Annotated in this window: 13 protein-coding genes; 6 read left to right on the plus strand and 7 right to left on the minus strand. The window is 70.4% G+C overall.

Features of this window, described 5'->3' with window-relative positions; genetic code table 11:
- Window position 1: 1 nt before the first annotated feature.
- Window positions 2-1,117 carry an ABC transporter permease gene (locus VGR37_06415; GenBank protein ID HEV2147015.1) on the minus strand — a complete coding sequence of 372 codons (1,116 nt, stop codon included), beginning with the start codon at window positions 1,115-1,117 and terminating at the stop codon, window positions 2-4.
- A gap of 391 nt (window positions 1,118-1,508) precedes the next feature.
- Here VGR37_06415 and VGR37_06420 point away from each other — a divergent pair, with 391 nt between their 5' ends.
- Window positions 1,509-2,948: an ATPase domain-containing protein gene (locus tag VGR37_06420; protein HEV2147016.1), complete on the plus strand. Its 1,440-nt coding sequence runs from the start codon at window positions 1,509-1,511 to the stop codon at window positions 2,946-2,948.
- Window positions 2,945-4,186 (plus strand): ATP-binding protein, encoded by a 1,242-nt coding sequence (locus tag VGR37_06425; GenBank protein ID HEV2147017.1) that lies wholly within the window; start codon window positions 2,945-2,947, stop codon window positions 4,184-4,186. Before VGR37_06420 ends, VGR37_06425 begins: the two co-directional genes overlap by 4 nt.
- Window positions 4,187-4,194: 8 nt before the next feature.
- Here VGR37_06425 and VGR37_06430 read toward each other — a convergent pair whose 3' ends face one another.
- Complete coding sequence (locus VGR37_06430; GenBank protein ID HEV2147018.1) at window positions 4,195-6,732, minus strand: ATP-binding protein; 2,538 nt, start codon at window positions 6,730-6,732, stop codon at window positions 4,195-4,197.
- Window positions 6,733-7,170: 438 nt separating this feature from the next.
- Here VGR37_06430 and VGR37_06435 point away from each other — a divergent pair, with 438 nt between their 5' ends.
- Together VGR37_06435 and VGR37_06440 are read left to right on the plus strand one after the other, a co-directional pair.
- Window positions 7,171-7,527: a PadR family transcriptional regulator gene (locus VGR37_06435; GenBank protein HEV2147019.1), complete on the plus strand. Its 357-nt coding sequence runs from the start codon at window positions 7,171-7,173 to the stop codon at window positions 7,525-7,527.
- 15 nt (window positions 7,528-7,542) lie between these two features.
- Window positions 7,543-10,272, plus strand: coding sequence for an ABC transporter permease (locus VGR37_06440; GenBank protein HEV2147020.1), 2,730 nt, complete (start codon window positions 7,543-7,545; stop codon window positions 10,270-10,272).
- 100 nt (window positions 10,273-10,372) lie between these two features.
- Here the strand turns inward: VGR37_06440 and VGR37_06445 are convergent, their stop codons facing one another.
- The gene (locus VGR37_06445; GenBank protein HEV2147021.1) at window positions 10,373-10,804 is read right to left on the minus strand and encodes a HEAT repeat domain-containing protein; all 432 of its coding nucleotides are present in this window, start codon (window positions 10,802-10,804) and stop codon (window positions 10,373-10,375) included.
- Between the two features lie 113 nt (window positions 10,805-10,917).
- Between VGR37_06445 and VGR37_06450 the strand changes: the two genes are divergently transcribed.
- Together VGR37_06450 and VGR37_06455 are read left to right on the plus strand one after the other, a co-directional pair.
- On the plus strand, window positions 10,918-11,175 hold the full coding sequence (locus VGR37_06450; protein HEV2147022.1) for a type II toxin-antitoxin system Phd/YefM family antitoxin: 258 nt from the start codon (window positions 10,918-10,920) through the stop codon (window positions 11,173-11,175).
- Between the two features lie 12 nt (window positions 11,176-11,187).
- A complete protein-coding gene (locus tag VGR37_06455; protein ID HEV2147023.1) occupies window positions 11,188-11,610 on the plus strand; it encodes a type II toxin-antitoxin system VapC family toxin in 423 nt (140 codons plus the stop codon).
- A 4-nt stretch (window positions 11,611-11,614) separates the two neighbouring features.
- Here VGR37_06455 and VGR37_06460 read toward each other — a convergent pair whose 3' ends face one another.
- From VGR37_06460 to VGR37_06475, 4 genes are all read right to left on the minus strand, one after another.
- On the minus strand, window positions 11,615-12,043 hold the full coding sequence (locus tag VGR37_06460; protein ID HEV2147024.1) for a HEAT repeat domain-containing protein: 429 nt from the start codon (window positions 12,041-12,043) through the stop codon (window positions 11,615-11,617).
- A 622-nt stretch (window positions 12,044-12,665) separates the two neighbouring features.
- Window positions 12,666-14,597, minus strand: a complete 1,932-nt coding sequence (locus VGR37_06465) for a RiPP maturation radical SAM C-methyltransferase (protein HEV2147025.1) — start codon at window positions 14,595-14,597, stop codon at window positions 12,666-12,668.
- 152 nt (window positions 14,598-14,749) lie between these two features.
- On the minus strand, window positions 14,750-21,967 hold the full coding sequence (locus VGR37_06470) for an amino acid adenylation domain-containing protein (GenBank protein ID HEV2147026.1): 7,218 nt from the start codon (window positions 21,965-21,967) through the stop codon (window positions 14,750-14,752).
- Window positions 21,964-22,421, minus strand: a 458-nt coding sequence (locus VGR37_06475) for a phosphopantetheine-binding protein (GenBank protein ID HEV2147027.1), incomplete at its 5' end; no start/stop codon positions are given. The genes VGR37_06470 and VGR37_06475, both read right to left, overlap by 4 nt.

Below are 22,421 nucleotides of genomic sequence, written 5' to 3' on the forward strand. Positions count from 1 at the left end.
CTCAGACTCCCACGAGGGCAGAGATCCAGTCGATGACGGCATTGGCCACGATGATCAGGGTGATGCCCGTGACCACGGCGGACGTCGCGGCCCTTCCCACCGCTCCCGCGTCGCTCCCCGTCTGCATTCCCCGCATGCAGCCCGCGATGCCGATGATCAGGCCGAAGACCGTTCCCTTGAAGACCCCCAGCAGCCCGTCGGCGAGCGTGACGGGCGTCAGCAGGCCGCCGATGAACTGGGTGGGCGTGAGGTCCAGCAGCGTGACCGAGACGAGCAGCCCGCCGACGATGCCGACGAACATCGCGTAGACGGTAAGCACGGGCATCATCACGAAGAGGCCCAGCACCCGCGGCAGCACGAGGTGGTCGACGGGCGAGAGCCCGAGCGTCTCGAACGCGTCGATCTCCTCCGTGATCTTCATGCTTCCGAGCTCGGCGGCGAAGGCGGCGCCCGTCCGGCCCGCCATGATGATCCCCGTCATCAGCGCGCCCATCTCCCGCAGCATCCCGTAGCCGACCAGGTACGACACGTAGTAGCCCGCCCCGAACCGCCGCAGGACGACCGCGCCCAGGAAGGCGATGATCAGCCCCACGAGAAAGCTGATCAGCGTGACGATGGGGAGAGCGCCCGAGCCGTTCGACTGGACCACGACCCAGAAGTCGCGCCAGCGCAGCCGCGTTCGGAAGAGAACCAGCCTCCCGGCGCTCTCGGCCACCTGGCCGAAGAATGCGACGGATGCGAGGAAGGCGTCGAAGGAGGCGAGCCCTTTCGTCCCGAGCCGGGCGAGGAACGACGATCCGGTCTCCTCGCGAACGGCGACCTTCTCCGGCACGGCCCGGGCGAGCGCCAGGAGACGAGCGATGCTCTCCGGCAGGCCGTCTTCCCTGAACTCGAGGCCGTGGGCCTCGCAGTAGTTCATGCCCTGCAGCAGGAAGGTGAGCAGGCTGCTGTCCCACCTGCCCAGCTCCGCCGTCTCGAATGCGAGCGCCCGCGGCGGGTGCCCGGGCGCCCGGCCATCCACGAGGCGGTCGAAGCGCGGCGTCGGGTTCCCCAGCTCCCAATCGCCGGCCAGCCCCGCGATCAGCGTATGATGTTCCTGGCGGAGCTCTACCCGCATCGCGCTTCCTATTGATCAGATGGTAAATAAATCTACCCTATATTGTCCGGATGGTCAATAGTGATGCCTCCTGGGAGACCTGCCGATTCACCACTTTTGTGGTCCCGCTCTCAACCGGAGAAACAGAACAACTTCGGCGGATCGAGGAGGTCCGGCTCCACTGGAGTCGGGCTCTGGCATGCATCTTCCTCGCTGGAGGCACGATCTACCGCCTGCCGGGAATCCGCCAGCGCGGTAGGGCAGATGCACGCATACACCGGCCTCTGCGGCTTTTTTCCAGAGTGAGCGAATGCATGGCGACCGCGAACCAGACGAGATGGTGGAAGGCTCGAATCACTCCGGACGCTCTGGCGCCCTGACGGCGCGGCGTAGCCAGAGGATCCCCACCGGGGTGGAGGGTCTGGACCGGATCCTCGAGGGCGGCCTACCGAAGCGGGAGATCTACCTCGTCCAGGGCGAGCCCGGCACCGGCAAGACGACCTTCGGCCTCCAGTTCCTGCTTGCGGGCCGTGATCTGGGCGAGGCGGGCCTCTTCATCACCCTCACGCAGCGCGAAGCAGACCTCCAGGACACCGCCGCGTCGCACGGCTGGTCCCTGGAGGGAATCCACGTCCATCAGCTCAAGGGGCCGGGCACCGCCCAGGCCGCCATCGCGGATCAGGCCCTGTTCCCGACCGGCGACGTGGAGCTCACGGAGGTGATGGAGGAAGTCCTGGAGGTGGTCGAGCGCATTCGTCCAAGCCGGGTCGTGTTCGACGCCATCGCGGAGCTCCGCCTCCTCGCCAACGATCCGACCCGCTTCCAGCAACAGATCTTCACCCTGAGGGAGCTGTTCGCCGACTCCGGCGCCACGGTGATCTTCCTCGATACGCAGCCGCAGCTGCGTGGAACGCGCGAGATGGAGCACATCGCCCACGGCGTGATCCTCCTCGATCACACGTTGACCCGCTTCGGCAACGCACAGCGGCGCCTGCGGGTGCTGAAGATGCGGGGGATGGGCTACGGCGAGGGCCTGCACGACTGCCGCATCGAGACCGGCGGATTCGTCGTCTTCCCGCGCCTCCTGCCGGGCGAGGAGAGCGCCCACGAGGGAAAGCTCCTCGAGAGCGGGGTCGAGATGCTCGACCAGCTGGTGGGCGGCGGGCTCGCCGAAGGGACCTCCTGCCTCTTCGTCGGTCCTTCCGGCGCGGGGAAGAGCTCGGTTGCCACCCTGTATGCCAGTGCGGCGGCGGAGCGCGGCGAGCGTTCCGCAGCTTTTCTCTTCGAAGAGCGGCCCGAGACCTTCATCCGCCGTTCCGAGAGCCTGGGGATGCCGGTCCGCTCCTACATCGACTCCGGCATGATGCTGATCCGCCCGATCAACACGGCCGAGCTCTCGCCGGGCGAGTTCGCCGAGCATGTGCGACAGCAGGTGCAGGATCGGGGCGTGCGCGTGGTCACGATCGACAGCCTCACCGGCTACATCAGCGCAATGCCGGACGAGCAGATGCTCCTCACGCAGATGCACGACCTCCTGCACTACCTGAGCGGCCAGGGCGTTCTCACGATCCTGGTGGTCGCCCAGCACGGGATCGTCGGCTCGACGTTGGCCGGCCCGATCGACGTGAGCTACCTCGCGGACGCGGTGCTCCTCTTTCGCCACTTCGAGACCAACGGCGAGATTCGGCGCGCGCTCTCCGTCTTCAAGAAGCGATATGGCGACCACGAGAAGATGATCCGGGAGCTCATCATCACCGGAGGAGGCATCCAGGTCGGTGATCCGCTCCGCGGCTTCCGGGGCCTCCTCACGGGGAATCCTGCGCCCCTGGACACCGAGGTAAGGCGATCGTGACCGACGAGGGACATCTCGCCGAGGTATCCCCGGTAGTGACCACAGATCGAAGTGCGGTCGAGAGACGCATTCTGATCCTGGCGCCGATCGGGCGGACCGCCCCGCTCGCCCGCGACATCCTCGAGAGAGCAGGGTTCGCCTGCGAGGTTTGCGCGACCATGGGGGAGCTGTGCACCGAGATCGGCCATGGCGCCGGCGCCGCATTACTCCTCGAGGAGGCGATCTCGGCCGAGGCCGACGCTCGGAAGTTTGCCGCGGCACTCCAGGCCCAACCCGACTGGTCGGACCTGCCGGTCACCGTGTTCGTCGCCGACCTGGAGCGCACCGCGACCTGGTTCCGGTACTTCGCCAAGCTCATGCCCGGCCGGAGCATCGTCGTCCTCGAGCGGCCCATCCGCGCGCCGGCTCTGATCTCCCTGATGACTTCCCTGCTCCAGGCCCGCGCGCGCCAGTGCGAGGTGCGAGACCTCATGATCGAGCTGGGCCGGGCCCGCCACGAGGCCGAAGCCGCGAACTTCGCGAAGAGCGAATTCCTGGCCGTCATGTCGCATGAGCTGAGAACGCCGTTGAATGCAATCATCGGGTTCAGCGACCTGCTGGTCGATGGGATCTCCGGCCCGCTCGCGGAAACTCCCAGGAGGCAGGTGGAACGCATCGGCAAGAGCGCGTGGCACCTGCTGGGCCTCATCGAGGACATCCTGGCCCACGCTCGCATCGAAGCAGGCAAGGAGGAGCTCAGGCTCGAACCGGTGAGTGCCGCCGACCTCGCCCGGGAGGCGGCCACGGTCGTCGAGCCACTCGCGGCCAAGAAGGGGCTGGCGCTTCTGGTCAGCGTGCCGGAGGACCGCGTCTCGATCGAGACTGACGCCCGGAAGGTGAGACAGATCCTCCTCAACCTGTTGAGCAACGCGATCAAGTTCACGGAGCGAGGTGAAGTCGCGCTCAAGCTCGAACCCGCGCCGGGCGGTGGCGTGGTCTTCCAGGTCCGTGATACGGGGGGCGGGATCGCCCCCAGGCACCTGGAGACCATCTTCGAGGCCTTCGAGCAGGTCGATCCCTCCCTGACGCGAAGGGAACAGGGCACCGGCCTGGGTCTCGGCGTCAGCCGCAAGCTGGCGCTCTTGCTCGGCGGAGAGCTGTCCGTCGAGAGCGAGCTGGGGGTGGGGAGCACTTTCACGCTCCGGCTCCCGAAGTCGGCACCGCCCGGGGTATCCGGCGGAGCAGGAGGAGGGCCTTGAGATTCCCTTCAGCTCTCCTGGACCGGCGCGAGCGACAGGACGAACGTGGAGCCCACACCGATGGTGCTTTCCACCGTGAGGTCGCCCGCCATGTCTCGCGCAAGCTGCCGACTGACTGAGAGGCCAAGTCCCATCCCCTCCGCAGGACGCGTGAGGCTCCCGTCTCCCTGCACGAACGGCTCGAACACGGAGTCCAGCTTCTCGGGCGGGATGCCCTGCCCGGTGTCACGGACCCGAATCGTCGGCCGATCTCCATCCATCCTGCACTCGACCGCCACCTCGCCGCCGGCCTCGCTGAACTTACGCGCGTTGGAGAGCAGGTTCATCAGGATCTGCCAGACCTTGGCCGGATCCGCATGCGCACAAACACCGGGTTCGCAACGGGTCACGAGCTCCAACCCATTCTCCTCGAAGCTCTGTCGGTAGGCTCCCGATGCGTCCTCGACAACCGAGCAAAGACCCACGTCGTCGAGGTGGTACTCCACCTTCTTCTCGTGGAGGCGCACGAAGTTCAGCATGTCCTCCACGATGCGCAGGAGCTGCTTCTCGCCGGCCCGGACTCGCTCCACGTAATGTTTCTGGGTGGTGGTCAGCGGGCCCGCGATCTCCATGGTCAGAAGCTCCAGGTACCCGGCCATGATGTTGAGCGGCGTGCGGAGCTCATGACTGGCGGTCGCGAGGAGCTCGGTCTTGATCTGCTCCTCGGCCTCCTTCCGAGCACTCGCGCGTTCAGCCTCGACCAGTGCCAGCGCCGCGCGGTGCAGACGGGCGTTGTCGATCGCGATCCCGCACCGCGCGGCCAGATCCTCGGCGACCGACATGTCGGCCTTGTCGAACCGGCGGCCTGCGGACGACGTGACAAAGGTGATCGCCCCGAGCACCCGCCCTCGAGCGGACATGGGAACGGTGATCAGCGAGGACATCCCCAGCGCGCGGAGTCGAGCCAGGTTCTCCTCGGTACGGGCGACACTCACCAGGAACGCCTCGGTGATCTCCGGGACGACCTCCGCGCGCCGGGTGCGTGCGACGACGGGGACGCCCATCGGGTCGTCACGGAGAGGAGGCCAGCCCTCCTTCAGCTCCCGCGCGATGGCCTGCTGCGCGGGATCGGCGTGGACGATGGAGAGCCGCCGAACCGAGCCGTCGGGACTCACGAGGTCCACGATGGACCAGGAGCCGAGCAGAGGGAGAGCGAGCCCGGCGACGGTCTCGAGTGTGGTCTCGTAGTCGAGCGAATCGGCCAGGCACCGGCTGGCCTCGGCCAGGAACGTCCTCTGGGCGCGGCTCGTATCCTGCCGATCCGTATCTTCGGGGTGCGGGCGGCTACCGGGCCTCGCCTGCTCGTTCTCGGTGGCGGCTGCGCCGTCGAGCGAGGCCTCCGGGCGAGGCTGGCGCGCCATGCTCCCCACCGCGGGAAGCCAGAGGAAGAAGCTCGTTCCGAGGCCCACCTCGCTTCGCGCGGTGATGTCGCCACCCATGAGGCGCGCCAGCCGCCTGCTGATGGTAACGCCGAGCCCGCTCCCGCCATGCTGGCCCCCGGACATGTCAGCCTGCTCGAACGGCTCGAAGATGGCCGCGAGCCGCTCCGGTGGGATCCCCGGCCCCGTGTCCTCGACGCGAATCCACGCCCACGGCCCCGGCCCCTTCAGGTCGGCTTCCGGCGAGGCATGCTCCGCCGTCCCGGCACTGACGGTGATCCGCCCGCCCCCGGGCGTGAACTTGACCGCGTTCCCGAGCAGGTTCACCACGATCTGCCGCACCCGCTCCTCGTCTCCATAGTAGGGCGTATCGGCGGCGGACCCGGAGATCTCGTTCGCCAGGCGAAGCGTCTTCGCTTTCGCCTGCGGCTCCACCAGCGCGAGAGCGCCCTCCACCGCAGGTCCGATCCGTTCCACCGCCCCGCCGAAGGGCATCCGGTCCGCTTCCATGCGCGAGAGGTCCAGCGTGTCGTTCACCAGCCCCAGCAGGTGCCTGCCGCTCGATCGGATGCGCTCGACGTGGGCTCGCTGCTCGCTGGCGAGTGAGCCCGCCGTTTCCATCTCCAGCAGGTCTGCGTAACCGATGATCGCGTTGACCGGGGTGCGGATCTCGTGGCTGAGCGTCGTCAGGAACTCGGCCCTGCTCCGGTTCGCCTCCTGCCCTGCCCTCAGTGCCTCGGCGGATTCGCTCGCAGCCCTGAGCGCCGCCTCGGCCGCATGGCGCGCCGTCAGGTCGCGAGTCACCTTGGCGAAGCCCAGCAGGGTGCCGTCCGCATCGCGCAGGGCCGTGAGCGCGACCCCGGCCCAGAAGGTGGAGCCGTCGCTTCGGACGCGCTGTCCCTCGCCCGTGTACTCCCCCCGCTCGGCCGCGCTCTGAAGGTGCTCCTCGGCGGTTCCGTCCTCCGAGCCGCCGTCGAGGTACATGGCGCGCAGGTGGGCGCCTTCGACCTCGTCCGCGGTCCACCACTTCATGAGGCGCGCCCCTTCGCCCCAGTAGATGACGATCCCGTCCGGGTCCAGGAGGAAGACGGCGTAGTCGCGCACGTTCTCCGCGAGCGCGGCGAACATCCGCATCGCCACGCCACGCCCGGGCAGACCCTGCCGCGGACGGTCCGACTCCTGCGGGCTCGCACCCGACTCTCCAGCGCGAGCCCTGCCTCGGTGCCACGCCGCCTCGCGTTCCTGGCTCTCCCGGCCAGGCACTCCGGGACGCTCTCCCCTCAGCTCGCCGGGTGCGCCCGTCGCACTCGGGTCGGGATGCGCGGATCCGTCGATCTTCTCCCGCTGGTCCATTGCTCGCCTGTTGGAGGTCACGTAGGGCTCGATCAACACTCCGGGAGCAGGACCGGTGCCAACCAGCGGCTCCGACGGACTGCTGTCGTGCCGTGGTCAAGCACGCCGAGCCCGGTGTGAGGGTCCCGGATGCCGGAGCCTTTGTTGTTGACTTCCGACAACACCCCACGCATACTGGTGTCGGAAGACGACACTTCCCACTCCGAGGCCTGCATGGCGGACCCCCGCGCATCGAGCTCCCCATCCGCGCCCAACGACGTACTGCGCGGCACGTTGGACCTGCTGATCCTGAAGACGCTGTCCCTCGAGCCGATGCACGGGTGGGCGATCAGCCAGCGCCTGGAGCAGCTCTCCCTCGACGCCCTGCGGGTGGGTCAGGGCTCGCTCTATCCTGCGCTCCAGCGCCTGGAGGAGAAGGGCTGGGTCGAGAGCGAGTGGCGGCACACGGTGGAGAACCGCCGCGCGAAGTACTACGAGCTGACCCCCGCCGGCCGTCGCGCGCTCGGCGCGGAGACGGAGAGCTGGCGGCGATACGTCGACATGGTCGACCTCATCCTGAAGACCACCTGACCGGAGCGGACTCCGATGCGCTGGACGAACCGATGGAGGAAGCGGCTCCGCACGATCACCCACCCGGACGAGGTCGAGCGTGAGCTGGACGACGAACTCGCCTTCCACGTGGAGATGGAGATCGAGAAGAACCTCCGCGCGGGGATGTCGGCCGACGAGGCCCGGCGGCAGGCGGCGCTGCGCTTCGGGGGGGTGCAGAAGTTCTGCGAGGAGGTCCGCGAGGCGCGCTTCTTCGGGTGGCTCGACGGCTTCTCGCTCGACGCGCGGCTCGGGCTCCGAATGCTGAAGAAGTACCCCGGCCTCACGATCATCGGCGGGCTCGGGATGGCCGTGGCGATCGCGATGGCGGCGATCTTCGACGCCAGTCTCGGCGTCGCCAACGCGCCACTCCCTTTCGAGGGCGGCGACCGCGTCGTTTCGCTGGAGGTCTGGGACGCGCGCATCAACAACCAGACCGGGCAGATCCTCCATGACTACGGCGTCTGGGAGGATGAGCTCCGGACGATCGACGTCCTGGGCGCGTTCCGCACTGCCTCGCGCAACCTGATCGTCCCGGGCGGATCGGCGGAGCCGACGCGTCTCGCGGAGATCACGGCGTCGGGGTTCTCGATGCAGCCTGCCCCGCCGATCCTCGGCCGGCCGCTCGTGGAGGCGGACGAGATCGAGGGCGCGCCGGCCGTTGCAGTGATCGGCCACGACCTCTGGCAGTCGCGCTTCGGCGGCGATCCGGAGGTGATCGGCACCGAGGTCCGTCTCGGCTCGGTCGTCCACGAGATCGTGGGGGTGATGCCGGAGGGGTTCGGATTTCCGCTGAACCACCAGCTCTGGGTCCCGCTCCGCCTGGACCCCACGGATCATGCGCCCGGCGACGGGCCGGTGATCGCGGCCTTCGGGCGGCTCGCGCCCGGCGCGACCCTCGAGGAGGCGCAGGCCGAGGTGACCGCGGTCGGGTCCCGGCTCGCGACCGCCTTCCCCGATTCGCACGCGCAGCTCCGGCCGAAGGTCGTGCAGTACGGGCCGCACCTGATGGACGACATGCAGGGATGGGAGATCCCCGCGATGCGGGGGATGATCGCGCTCCTGCTGATCATCATCGCCGTGAACGTGGCGGTCCTGGTGTTCGCCCGCACGGCGACCCGCGCCGGCGAGCTCACGGTCCGGAGCGCTCTGGGCGCGAGCCGCAGGCGGATCGTCACGCAGTTCTTCACGGAGGGGCTGGTGCTGTCGGCGCTCTCGGCGGTCCTGGGGCTGGCGATCGCGGCCTTCGCGGTTGGCCGCATCGAGTCGGTGATGGACGACGTCCTTGGCCCGATGGGCGGGCTCCCGTACTGGCTGGACTTCTCGCTCTCGCCGCGCGCGGTGGCGTTCGCGATCACGCTGGCTACGCTCGCGGCGGTCATCGTGGGCATTCTCCCGGCGCTGCGGATGACGGGCAGCCGCCTCGAATCCGCGCTCCGCGCTCTCGGCGGCGCGACGGGGATGCAGCTCGGTCGGACCTGGTCCATCCTCATCGTCGCGCAGGTCGCCTTCACCGTCGCCATCCTCCCGGCCACGCTCTTCTTCATGTACGACTTCGCCCGGTACGGGATGGTCGATCCGGGGTTCGCCGCGCATGAGTACCTGACCGGATACATCGTCAACGACCGCGAGGTGCAGGGGCAGGACGTGATGATGAGGGATGTGGAGGAAGGGGTCTTCCGCGCGGCCTACGCGGGCAGGCTCGAGGAGCTGGGGCGACGGCTCGAATCCGAGCCGGAGGTGCTCGGGGCCACGTTCACGGTGGCGAGGGCGGCGGACGAGCCGACGATCCGGTTCGAGGTCGAGGGGCCGACGGTGGTCTCGGAATCGGTCGCGGCCGAGCAGGCGTATCCGGTGAAGTACAACCGCGTCGACGAGAGTTTCTTCGAGACCTTCCGCCTCCCGCTGCTCGCCGGCCGGGCCTTCCAGGCCGGGGACGAGAGCCCCGCGGCCGTGAACGTGGTCGTGAACCGCGCGTTCGTGCGCGACGTGCTCGGCGGCGGACGCGCGCTCGGCCGGCGTATCCGCTTCGCGAGCGGGTACCGCGACGGCGGACGGGAGCGGACGCCGGATGGGCTCGTGGGCGACCGCTGGTACGAGATCGTGGGCGTGGTGGGTGATCTCCCGCCCGTGTCGATGGAGCCGGGCGAGCCGATTGCGCGCGTGTACCGGCCGCTCGAACACGGGAGCGCGTATCCGCTGTACCTGGCCGTCCGCACGCGGGGCGAGCCGGCGGTGTTCGCGCCGCGGCTGCGCGACCTGGCCGCGGCGGTCGATCCGGCGCTCCAGACGCGCAACCTCCAGCCGCTCGACGCGGTGCTCCGGAAGCTCCAGGAGGCGATGCGTTTGGGCGCGCTCGGGCTGGGGCTCCTGATCGGGAGCGTGCTGCTGCTCTCGGCCGCCGGGATCTACGCCCTGATGTCGTTCACGGTGACGCAGCGACGGAGGGAGATCGGGATCCGGTCGGCGCTCGGGGCGGATCCACGGCGGATCCTCGCGAGCGTGTTTGCGCGCGCGGGTCGGCAGCTGGGGGTGGGGGCGGGGGTCGGGCTGGCGGTCGCGATCGGCCTGGACGTGCTGTCGGGAGGGGAGGTGACTGGCGGGCGCGGGATGATCGTGATGTCGGTCGTCGCGCTGGTGATTCTCGGCGTCGGCATGCTCGCGACCTGGGGTCCCGCGCGGCGCGGGCTCCGGATCCAGCCGATGCAGGCGCTGCGAGAAGAATAGCACCATGCACGAGACGCGCAGTCTCTACGCGATTTGTTGGCGGTCGAGCGTATCCCCGGGACGGGGCGCGCCGACCTGGGGGTCGGAGCTGATCGCGCGGTCAAGGGGGAGAGGCACCCACCGCCTCCTCCGAGGCGTGTTCGATCTCCTCCCACACCCAGGCATCCCCCTCCACCTCCGCCCTCCCCCGCGGCGCCTGGAGCGCGCCCTCCGTCCCGATCCGCCCGAGCGCCCACGCCGCGTGCCCCCGCACCAGCGGCTCCTCGTCGTTCAGCGCCGCCGTCAGCACCGGCACCGCCTCCGGCGAGCCCCAGTTGCCGAGCGCGACGGCCACGTTGCGCAGCAGCGCCCGCCGCTTGGTCGGCTTGACAGCCGAGCCCTTGAAGCGCCGCGAGAACTCCTCCTGCGTCAGCCCCATCAGCTCGATCAGCGCCACCCCGTCCACGTCGGCGCGCGGGAGGAACGCCTCCTCCGCTGTGTCCGAGGCGAACGAGTTCCACGGACATACCTCCTGGGAGGTCTGTCCATTCACCACTTCTTCTTTCGTCTCCGACGAACACGGCTTGTAGTCCCCGCAGATCGGTGCGATATTGACTCTGTCCAGACTAGACAGGAGAATGTGCCAGACTGATTCTGGAGGCGCCGATGCAGACGTGGAAGCTTGAAGACGCCAAGAACCGGTTCAGCGAGGTGGTCCGGCTCGCTCTCTCCCACGAGCCCCAGCGCGTCACCCGCAACGGACGCGACGCCGTCGTGGTCGTCAGCGCAGAGGATTACGAGCGCCTGATCGCCCCGGGGGATGTGGTCGATTTCCTCCGGCACTCTCCGCTTGCGGAAGCGCTGTCCAGCGGCGAGTTCGATCTCGAACGTCCCGGAGACCTGGGAAGAGACGTTTCCTTCTGATCGGCGGCCCGCATGCGCTATCTCCTCGATACGAACGTGCTCGCCGAGCCGGCGAAGCCCCGTCCTGACCCGAACGTCGTGGCCTGGCTGCAGGCGCAATCGCCACTCGATCTTGCATTGAGCGTCCTCACGTTCGGCGAGATCGAGAAGGGGCTCTCACTTCTGCCGGCGGGGGCCCGGCGGGAGGCGCTCGCAAACTGGCTCCGTACCGACCTCCCCCGACAGTTCACGGGACGGTTGCTGACGGTGGATGACCGGGTGGCGCTCGAGTGGGGGCGGCTCGCTGCGGAAGGACGGAAGGTGGGGCGGGAGCTACCGGTGGTGGATGGGCTACTCCTGGCGACGTGCGCAGCCCATGGGCTCACCCTCGTAACGCGGAACGAGCGCGACTGCGGGAACCGAGGGGTACCGGTCCTGAACCCCTGGCTCGGCTGATGGGCTACACCGGAGCACCCGTCGGGCTGTCACCGCGACTCTCACTAGCGCTCGGCGAGCGTCGCCTCGATCTCCTCCCGCACCCAGGCGTCCTCCTCACCTCTGCCCTCCCCCGCAGCGCCTGCAGCGCCCCCGCCGTCCCGATCGGCCCCAGCGCCCACGCCGCGTGCCCCCGCACCAGCGGCTCCTCGTAGTTCAGCGCCGCCGTCAGCACCGGCACCGCCTCCGGCGAGCCCCAGCTGCCGAGCGCGACGGCCACGTTCCGCAGCAGCCCCCGCCGCTTGGTCCGCTTCACAGCCGAACCCTTGAAGCGTCGCGAGAACTCCTCCTGCGACATCCCCATCAGCTCGATCAGCGCCGCCCCGTCCACCCCTGATCGCGGCAGGAACGCCTCCTCCGCCGTGTCCGAGGCGAACGAGTTCCACGGACACACCTCCTGGGAGGATTGTCCACTTCCACGTTTCGTGATCCCACTGGAGACGGGACGCAGAACCTTACGGAAGGAGCGGAGATAACCGGCACGGAGCCTTCAACCTGCCGTGCGTCGAGCTCACCGGCCAGGTGTACCCCCGGGGGCCTCGGCACCGCGACACGACCGGCCGAGTGCGCCCGATACTTCCCCCCGCCCGTGAGGGATTTCGATATCGCGAAGCGGGCCGGCGTCGGCGATCGCGGCCTACCCCCGCCAGAGCGGGAGATCTCGCGACCCCGGATCTCGCCCTTGTCAGGCCGCACCCGCCGTCGATGGGCGTCGAAAAATCCCTGCCAGTTGTCGTCACCGCTGCCGGCCGTCGCTCCGCTCCTGTGGGATTCTTGACAACCTTCGTCGAGAAGGCGGGAGCGGCTCGCAGGTGGCGCAGTGCAAGCAGGTCGGAGGTAAGCCTGCCCGCGGACCCGTGATCGAGCACGCGTCGAGCCCCGCGTCGTACGGAGGCGGGGCTCGGCTGGGCCGTCGCGCCGGACCGGGGATCCAGAACCGAAGGCGACGGCAGTCCACGGCCCGGCCGCGGCGGTGCCGTGGGTCCCCCACTCCGCGGAAGGTCCGCCGGAACGGCCTACACCGCCGCCACCGCCCGGTCGATCTGCGCGACCGGCCCGCTCAGACCTACCCGTGGCGAAACCACCAGGCTCATGAATCGTTCACCCTCATGGAAGATGAGCTCCCGCGCGCGCAGGATCTCGAGTTCCGCGGCGACATCGAGATCCTCGAGCTCCGTCGTGAGCGCCGAAAGCTTCTTGGCCGTGCTCAAGGCGCTCAGGAGGACGCGGCTCTCTCGGGTGATCGAGTACTCCACCGGTGCACCCGAACGCGAATCGTACACGGTGGTCTCCCCGTTCCTCTCTCCGAGACGGAGCTGCGGACGCTTTTCGGAGTCGTTCCACATCGTGGTCCAGCGATCCACCTGGGTGCGCAGCTTCGCCACCATCCTGGCTGCATGCATGGCATACGGAGCGGCGAAGTTGTGATCCGAGAAGTAGTAGGCCAGGTTCATCAGCACGTCGGAACCGAACGGGTAGGTCATGTCGTACCAGTCGAGCGGATGAAGGGCCAGGCCATAGCTCTCGGCCTCGTCGTAGTAGGGGCTGAAGCGGTCGAAGCGAATGGGGAACACCCCGCTCGGCGGGGGAAGGTGGGTCAGGAGGGGGAGATCTTCCAGGTACTTCTCGTACACCTGTATCTCCTCGCCGGGAAAACCGATCAACAGGTTCCACGACGGGTGGATGCCGTACCGCAGGCAGTTGATGAGGAACTGGAGGTTCTGGAAGGCCGAGGTGCCCTTGCGCATCAGCTTCAGCGTGGAGGTGTTCAGTGCCTCGATCCCCGGCTGGATCTTGAGCACCCGCGACTTCTGGAGCACCCGGAAGGACTCCTCCGCCAGGTCGGCCTTCACCTCGTAGAAGATCTCCATGCTGGACGGCGTGTCGAGAAAGGGGAGCACGTCGGTCAGGTACGACTTGGGGAGGATGTTGTCCACGCTCGAGAGCTCCGCACACCTGGATTCGTGCTGGAAGAGCGAATCCAGCAGCCGGAAGGCGAGCTCGGGCTTCATCGCCCGGTAGTTGATGGTGGAGCCGTTGAGACCACAGAACGTGCAGTGCGCTCGCTCGCCCCACCAGCATCCGCGGGAGGTCTCGAAGAAGAGGACCGGCTGGGGCTCGTCCGGGAAGCTCGCCTCGTACATGTCGAGAAAGCGCCCGTAGTCCAGCTCCACGGGCTCGTTGATGTCCAGCTCGTCACCGGAGGCACCTACCGTGAACGCGGCCGGGCCTCCCAGTGTGACCATGTCGCTCTTCGAGGAGCACCCGGCGGGCCGGATCTGGTTTCGCCGGGAAAACACCCCGTTCAGCCGATGGCACCCGGCTTCGTCTCCTTCCATCAGGCACCGCACGAGCTCCGGGAAGCTCTTCAGCGACGGCCCGGAGAACACGAAGTCCACGGCGGGGACGTGGTCCACGATCTCCCTCCCCATGGGAGCCTCGCAGTTGGCGCCACCCATGACGACCACCACGCCCGGATTCCGCTCCTTCACGCGGCGGGCCATCGCCAGGGTGGCCACGTTCTGCGCGAACATGGAGGTGAAGCCCACCAGGTCCACCCGGTCCAGCCCGTACTTGTCGATCATCTCGTCGAAGTGCGCCTCGAGCCCCTCGCGCTTCTGCAGCACGAACTGCCTGATCATGCGGTTGTGCGGATCGTGCTGCGGATAGTGGCGGCGAAAGTATTCCTCTGTGTTGTCCGGGATCCCGGGGAAGGCCGCCTCCCGGAAGAACCACTCCGCCAGCCCCGTGGGATGGTGCTCGAAGCTGTTGAGCTCGTGGTACGCCGGCGGCGTCATGTAGTGGGCGAAGTCCTGGTTGAGGTAGTCGATCTCGACCGAGACGCGGTCTCCGAACGCCTTCATCGCCACGAACCGCAGCTGCGTGAGCGCGAGGGACGGAGCGGCCAGGCTTGCCATCGGCATGTTCACCAGGGCGATCTTGTACATCGGGTGCTCCTTTCGGATGGAGGAGAGATCTCCGGCGGTCAAGGCTCCGCTTCAGGACGCCGCCGATGGACGCAGCAGGCAGAGGGTGACGGGCCCCGGCACCGGGGTGTTCACCCGGCCGTGGAACGGGGATCGGGGGGGCGGGACCCAGGTCATCGGCCGTTCCTTCGGGCCAGGCAGGCACTGAGCTGCGCGGCGAGGGCGGGGGCGTGGGGATCGCGGATCATGGTGAAGTGGTCGCCGCCGGCGACGTGCACCTCCATGCCCCCGCGCGCGAGGCGCTCCCAGCGGGTCCTCGCCCCACCCCCCTGCGACGCCCGGAAGAGCACCAGGCCGCCGGCGTATGGCCGCGGCTCGTAGGCGCGCAGCGCCAGGGAGTGGGCCCGGAAGACGTCGTACAGCCGCTGGATCGTTACGAGGTCCAGGTCGGGCGGGACCGCGTCCACCCTGGACGCCAGCTCCAGGAGGCGCCCCAGGCGGGCCTCCGGGGCCAGCCCGCGGGTCGCGGCCTCCGCGTCCGGGATCCGCTCGAGCGGAACACCCAGGTGGAGAGCGAAGCCGTGCAGCAGCGTCAGCTCGTCCGCCGGCGCGCGCCCGGCCGGGATCACGGCGTCGACCAAGACCAGGGCGTCCACCTCCTCTCCCCCGGAGCTGAGCTGCCGGGCCATCTCGAAGGCCACGACACCACCCATCGACCACCCGCCGAGGCGGTAGGGACCCGAGGGATGCACGGCACGGATCCGGTCCAGGTAGTCCGCCGCCATGGACTCGATGGAGGTGCCCGCGGCCTCGCCCGGGTGGAGCCCGCGCGCCTGCAGGCCGTAGAAGGGCTGGTCCCCTCCCAGGTGCCGGCTGAGCGCCATGTAGCAGAGGACGCTTCCCCCCGCCGGGTGCACGAAGAAGAGAGGTGGCCTGCTCCCGGACGGCCGGATCGCGACCAGCGGCGACGTGCTCCCTCCCGTCGAGCCCCGGCGCACGGCCGCTGCCAGCTCCTCGATCGTCGGTCCCGCGAAGAGCACGGCCACCGGCAGCCTCCTCCCGGTCCGCTGCTCGATCCGGGCGAGCATCCGCACCGCCAGGAGCGAGTGGCCGCCCAGCTCGAAGAAGCTGTCGCGCACACCGACCGTGCCCGTGCCGAGCAGCTCCTCCCAGATCTGCGCGAGGTCGAGCTCCAGCGGGTCGCGCGGAGCCACGTAGCCGTCGTGCGGTCCGTGCCGCGGGGGCGCGGGGAGCGCCCTGCGGTCGAGCTTGCCGTGCACGTTCAGGGGGAGCCCGTCCAGCACCACGAACGCCGCGGGCACCATGTACTCCGGGAGGCGCATCCGCAGCAGGGAGCGCAGCGCCTCCGCCGTGACCTCTCCCTGCACCACCACGTACGCCACCAGCCGCACCGCGTCAGCCGCGTCCCCGCGCGCCACCACCGCCGCGTCGCTCACCCCGGCCAGGCCCCGCAGCGCCGCCTCCACCTCCGCGGGCTCGATTCGGAAGCCGCGGATCTTGACCTGCTGGTCCACGCGTCCCAGGAACTCCAGCTCGCCGGAGTCGAGCCACCTCACCCGGTCCCCCGTGCGGTAGAGCCGCCCGCCCGGGACACCGCCGAAGGGGTCGGGCAGGAAGCGCTCGGCCGTGAGCCCCGGCCGCCCCAGGTAGCCGCGCGCCACCTGCGCCCCTGCTACGCACAGCTCCCCCGGCACGCCCACCGGCACCGGCTCGCCGCCCGCGTCCAGCACGTATGCCCGCACGTTCGCCACGGGCCGTCCGATGCTCACCCGTTCCCCCGGCACGAGGCGCGCGGCCGTGGCGTTCGCCGTCGCCTCGGTGGGCCCGTACAGGTTCCAGAGCTGCGCCCGCGGACACGCCGCGGCGGAGGCCTCCACGAGTGCCGGGCTCACCTGCTCTCCTCCGAGGAGCACCTGCCGCACCTGCTCCAGCCCCCGCGCCGGCCCGGCGCCGGACGCGTCGAGGAGCGCCGCCCACAGGGAGGGCACGCAGTTGACCGCCACCGCGTCGGGGCCCTCCAGAGCCTCCAGCAGCGCGGGTGGGTCGGCGAGGACCGCCTCGGGAAGGATCCACACCGCGCCTCCGTGAAGGAGGGGGTGGAAGAGCTGCTTCAGGGAGGCGTCGAAGGTGCACCCGCTCAGGAGCGGCACCGCGACGGGCCGCTCTCCCAGGACGGCCCGCCCGATCCACGACAGGTAGCTGGCGAGGCTGCCATGCGAGACCATCACCCCCTTCGGCCCCCCGGTGGACCCGGAGGTGTAGATGACGTACGCCAGGCTCTCCGGCCCCACCCCACTCTCTGGCGGCGCGTCCTCGTCTCCCGGAGCCGGGTGTCCGTCCTGGTCCAGGCAGAAGAGCTCCGCCGCCGCGTCCGGGAGCCGGCCGCGCAGGCGGGTCCGGGTCAGCAGCACCCTCACACCCGCGTCCCCGAGCACGTGCCGCAGGCGCTCGGGCGGGTGGCCGGGGTCCAGGGGGACGTAGACGCCGCCTGCCTTGAGGGTGCCGAGAAGGCCGACGACCAGCTCCACCGACCGGTCCAGGCAGATCCCCACCCGCACTTCCGGACCCACCCCGCGCCTGCGGAGGCGGTGCGCCAGGTGGTTGGACCGGCGCTCGAGCTCGGCGTAGGTGACCCGAACGCCGGTGCCGGTGATCGCGACGGCACCGGGACTGCGCGACGCTTGCCCGGCGACCAGCTCGTGGATGCAGCGGTCGCGCGGATACTCGGCGGCCGTCGCGTTCCACGCCTCCAGCACCTGCGCGCGCTCCCCGGCGCCCAGGAGCGACACCTCCGACAGGCGGCGCTCGGGGTGTGCGGTGACCCCCTCCAGCACGCGGACGTAGTGCTCCAGCATCCGCCCCGCGGTGGACGCGTCCCAGAGATCGCGCCGGAACCCCAGCGAGCCCACGACCACCTCGCCCGTCTCGACCAGTCCCAGGGCCAGGTCGAACTTGACCGGCGCGCTCGCGGCGTGGAGCGCGTCCGGCCCCGCCGCGCCCGGCGCCGGCCCGGAGCGTACGTGGTTCTGGAGGACGAACAGCACCTGGAAGAGCGGCGTGTGCGCCAGCGAGCGCTCCACGCCGAGCTCCTCCACCAGCTTCTCGAACGGCACCTCCTGGTGCTGGTACGACTCCAGCGTGGTCTCCCGGACCTGGCGCAGCAGGCCGCGGAAGTCCTGGCCGCCCGACACGTCGGCACGCAGCACGAGGGTGTTGACGAAGAAGCCGATCAGACCCTCCGTCTCCAGGTGGTTCCGGCCCGCGATGGGGCTGCCCACCACCACGTCCTGCTGCCCCGAGTACCGCGCCAGCAGGAGCTGCCAGCCGGCCAGCAGCGCCATGAACGGCGTCACGCCCTCGCGGCGGGAGAGGGCGCGCAGCAGCGCGGTGGTCTCCGCCGGCACGACCAGGGCGGCTCGCGCGCCGGCGTCGCTCACCGCCGCCGGCCGCGGCCGGTCCGTGGGCAGCTCCAGCAGCGCGGGGGCGCCGGCCAGCCGCTCCCGCCAGAACCCGATCTTCCGCTGCAGCACCTCTCCCGAGAGCCAGGCGCGCTGCCATGCCGCGTAGTCTGCATACTGCACCGGCAGCTCCGGCAGGCCCACCTCCTCCCCGCGCACGTAGCCCTCGTAGAGCGCCGAGACCTCGCGCGTCAGGACGTCCAGGCTCCACCCGTCCGAGACGACGTGGTGCATGGTGAAGAGCACCGCCGCGTCGCCGTCCGCCAGCCGCACGGCCGTGGCGCGCAGTAGCGGACCCGCCGCCAGGTCGAAGGGGCGGACCGCCTCCACAGCCGCCAGCCGCTCCAGCTCCGTCTCGCGGGAGGGCACGTCGAGCCGGGCCAGGTCGACCGCGGGCAGGCGGACCCGGCCCAGGGGCTCCACGACCTGCACCGGCTCGCCGTCCACCACGCCGAAGCGGGTGCGCAGCGTCTCGTGCCGGCGCACGATCGCCGTGAGCGCCCTCTCCAGGGCTCCTACGTCCAGGCCGCGTACACGCAGCGGCATGGGCAGGTTGTATGCGGCGCTCCCGGGCTGGAGCTGGTCGATGAACCAGAGGCGCTGCTGGGCGAAGGACAGCGGCAGCGGCGACCCGTCGCGCGGCACCGGCAGCAGCGGCGGGGCCTGCAGGCCCGCCCCCGCGCGCCGCGCCGCCTCCACCCGCTCCGCGAGCCCTTCCAGGGTGGACGCCTCGAACACCGCCCGCAGGGGCAGCTCCACGCCGAACGCCTCGCGGATGCGAGACACCACCCGCGTCGCCAGCAGCGAGTGCCCGCCAAGGGCGAAGAAGTCGTCCGTCGCACCGACTCGCTCCCGGTGCAGCACGTCCGCCCAGATCGCCGCCGTGACCTCTTCCGCCGGCGTGCGGGGCGCCACGTGCTCCCGGCTCCCGCCTGCCGCCTCCGTCACGGGCAGCGCCCGCCGGTCGATCTTGCCGCTCGCCGTCAGCGGCAGCCGCTCCAGCGCCACGAACGCCGCCGGCACCATGTACTCCGGGAGGCTCCCCCTCAGGTGCCCCCGCAGCTCCGCGTCGCCCACCACCGCCGCGGGCACGACGTAGGCGACCAGCCGCTTCTCCCCCGGCACGTCCTCGCGCGCCACCACCACCGCCTCGTGGACCCCTGGGTGCCGCTCCAGCGCCGCCTCGATCTCCCCGGGCTCGATCCGGAAGCCCCTGACCTTCACCTGGAGGTCCGTCCGGCCCAGGTATTCGAGCTCCCCGCCGGAGTGCCACCGCGCCCGGTCCATCACCCGGTACATCCGCCCGCCGGGAGCCCCGTACGGGTCCGGCAGGAAGCGCTCGGCCGTCAAGTCGGGCCGCGCCGCGTAGCCGCGCGCCAGCCCGACGCCCGCCAGGTACAGCTCGCCGGGAACTCCCACCGGCTGCGGGTTCAGCTCCCCGTCCAGCACGTACGCCCGCGAGCCCGCGACGGGGCGCCCGATCCGGACCGGCTCCGTGCCCCGCTGCACCCGCGAGTACGTCGAGTAAGTGGTGTCCTCGGTCGGGCCGTACAGGTTGCGCACGTGCTCGACATGGCCCAGCGCGTACAGATCCCGCGCCAGCTCGGCGGTCAGCGCCTCGCCCGCCAGGTTGAAGGCGCGCACGCTCCGCGGGATCCCGCCCGTGCGCAACAGTTCGGAGGCGGCGGTCGGCACCATCACCACCAGGCGCACGTCGTGCTGCGCCACCGAGGGGAGTTCCAGCGCGTTCTCCACCAGCACCAGCCTCCCGCCCCAGCAGAGGGTGCCGAAGACTTCCGCGATGGAGACGTCGAAGCTGAAGGAGGTCGCCCCCAGAACCGACTCCCGCTCCTCGGCCGGCACGAGGCCGCGCAGCCAGTGCAGGAGGACCACCGTGCCGCGGTGCTGGACCATTACACCCTTGGGCCTGCCGGTGGAGCCCGAAGTGAATATCACGTGCGAGAGGTTGTCCGGGGTGACGCCGCTCTCCGGGGCCGTCTCCGGCTCGCGGGCAAGGACCTCGCTCTCGGAGTCCAACGCGAGGGTCTCCACCCCGCGGGGGATGCGCCCGGCCAGCTCGCTCTCGGTGAGGACCAGGCGCACGCGCGCGTCCTCGAGCATGAAGCCCATGCGCTCGACGGGGTGCGCGGGGTCGAGCGGGACGTAGGCGGCACCGGCCCTGAGCGCGCCGATGATGGCCACCAGCGCGCGCGGGGTGCGCCGCAGGCAGACGCCCACGCGCGACTCCGGACCCACGCCCCTGCGGCGCAGCGCGTGCGCGAGTTGGCTGGAGAGCCGGTCGAGCGCGGCGTAGGTGAGGCTCCCCGTCTCGTGCACGACCGCGGGCGCGTCGGGGGTGCGGGCGGCCTGCGCGGCGAACAGGTCGTGGACACACGGCTCCGCGGGGTACGCGTGCTCCGTGGCGTTCCACCCCCGCAGCACCTGCTCCCGCTCTGCCGGGGCAAGAAAGGCGACCCGGGAGACGCGCAGCGCAGGGTCGGCGGCGACCGTCTCGACGAGCACCCGGAAGTGTTCCACCATCCGCTGGATCGTCTGCGGGTCGAAGAGCGCCGCCTGGTACTGCAGGACCCCTGTGAGCCCGTCTCCCTCGTCCGTGACCTTCAGGTCGAGGTGGTGGGGGTTGTTCGCGGAACCTTCCCCGAACGCCTCCACCCGCACCCCCCCGAGCACGAGTGTCTTCCGTTCGGGGGCGGCCGCCTGCTCGAGCCCGAAGCCCACCTGGAAGAGGGGACCGTAGGCGAGCGAGCGCTCCACCTTCAGCTCGTCCACCAGGCGCTCGAAGGGGAGGTCCTGGTGCTGGTATGCCCCGAGCGTCACTTCCCGGACCCGCCCCAGGAGCCCGGTGAAGGTGGGATCTCCCGAGAGACCGGTACGCATTACGAGCATGTTGACGAAGAGGCCGATCAGCCCCTCCAGCTCTACCCGGGTGCGCCCGGAGATGGGGGTGCCCACCACCACGTCGTCCTGGCCGCTGTAGCGGGAGAGCAGGAGCTGCCAGGCGGCCAGCACCACCATGTACAGCGTGGCCCCCTCCCGCTGGCCCAGCGCCAGGAGTGAGCGCGCCGTGCTCCCGGCGACCCGGAAGGAGACTGCGGCCGCGCGCTGACTCTGCCCCGCCACCGCGGGACGGTCGCCGGGGAGCTCAAGGACCGGGGGGGCGTCCGCGAGGCGCGTTCTCCAGTAGCAGACCTGGGAGCGCAGGACATCCTCGGTGAGGCGGGCCCGCTGCCACACCGCGTAGTCGGCGTACTGCACCGGGAGCTCCGGCAGGGAGGGCTTGCGTCCCCGCGAGCACGCCTCGTACAGGGCGGCGAGCTCGCGCACCAGCACGCCCATGCTCCAGCCGTCCGAGGCGATGTGGTGCATGCAGTAGTACAGCACGTGCTCCGCGTCTCCAAGGCGAGCCAGCGTGCCGCGCAGGAGCGGCCCCCGCGCCAGGTCGAACGGGAGCACCGCCTCCCGCCGCGCCAGCTGCCTCGCCTCCGCCTCCCGCGCCTCAACCCCCAGGCCGCGCAGGTCGACCGTCGGGAGCGAGAACCCGGCGGGCGGCCGGATCACCTGCACCGGCACACCGTCGCGGCTCTCGAACACGGTTCGCAGGACCTCGTGCCGGCGCACCAGGTCGGCGAAGGCGCCGCGCAGGGCGGCTGCGTCCAGCTGGCCGCGCAGGCGCGCCGTGTAGAGCATGTTGTAGGTGGGCGAGCCCGGCTCGAGCTGGTCCACGAACCAGAGCCGCTGCTGCGCGAAGGAGAGCGGCACCGGGCCGTCCGTTTCCCTGCGCCGGATCTCCTGCGGAGCGGTCTTGGCGCCGGTCCGCTCCCGCAGGATCTGCTGCAGGAGGGCCCGTCTCTCCGGGGAGAGCTCCGTCAGCCGCCCCAGCGTCCCGCTCACGGCGCCTCCTCGCGGCCCCGCCGGGAAGCGGCCCGGAGAAGTTGCTCGACGTCGTGGTCAGAGAGCTCGTCCAGCCTGCCCAGCGCCTCCTCGAGCTCCCACTCCTCCAGCCCCGCCCGCACGGTGGCGTCCACCCGGGCCGCGAAGTCCCCCACGTTGGGCGCCTCGAAAAGGGCACGCAGCGGGAGGTCCACCCCGAAGACCTGCTGCACCCGTGCGATCACCTGGGTGGCCAGCAGGGAGTGCCCTCCCATCTGGAAGAAATCGTCCTGCACGCCGATGCGCCGGCCGTCGCCCAGCTCCAGCACCTCCGCCCAGATCCCCGCCACCAGCTCCTCCACCGCCGTGCGGGGCGCCTCGTAGACGGATTCCTCCCCCCCCGCCTCCGGCGCCGGGAGGGCTCCCCGGTCCAGCTTGCCGTTGGGAGTGAGGGGGAGCGCCTCCAGGACCACGT

It is taken from the genome of Longimicrobiaceae bacterium (genome assembly GCA_035936415.1).
Lineage (GTDB): Bacteria > Gemmatimonadota > Gemmatimonadetes > Longimicrobiales > Longimicrobiaceae > JAFAYN01.

What these genes read in the sequence shown, in the direction of transcription:
- VGR37_06415 (HEV2147015.1), bottom strand. Translation starts at nt 1,117, where the DNA reads ATGCGGGTAGAGCTCCGCCAGGAACATCATACGCTGATCGCGGGGCTG.
- VGR37_06430 (HEV2147018.1), bottom strand. Translation starts at nt 6,732, where the DNA reads ATGTTCGCCGCGCTCGCGGAGAACGTGCGCGACTACGCCGTCTTCCTC.
- VGR37_06435 (HEV2147019.1), top strand. Translation starts at nt 7,171, where the DNA reads ATGGCGGACCCCCGCGCATCGAGCTCCCCATCCGCGCCCAACGACGTA.
- VGR37_06440 (HEV2147020.1), top strand. Translation starts at nt 7,543, where the DNA reads ATGCGCTGGACGAACCGATGGAGGAAGCGGCTCCGCACGATCACCCAC.
- VGR37_06450 (HEV2147022.1), top strand. Translation starts at nt 10,918, where the DNA reads ATGCAGACGTGGAAGCTTGAAGACGCCAAGAACCGGTTCAGCGAGGTG.
- VGR37_06455 (HEV2147023.1), top strand. Translation starts at nt 11,188, where the DNA reads ATGCGCTATCTCCTCGATACGAACGTGCTCGCCGAGCCGGCGAAGCCC.
- VGR37_06465 (HEV2147025.1), bottom strand. Translation starts at nt 14,597, where the DNA reads ATGTACAAGATCGCCCTGGTGAACATGCCGATGGCAAGCCTGGCCGCT.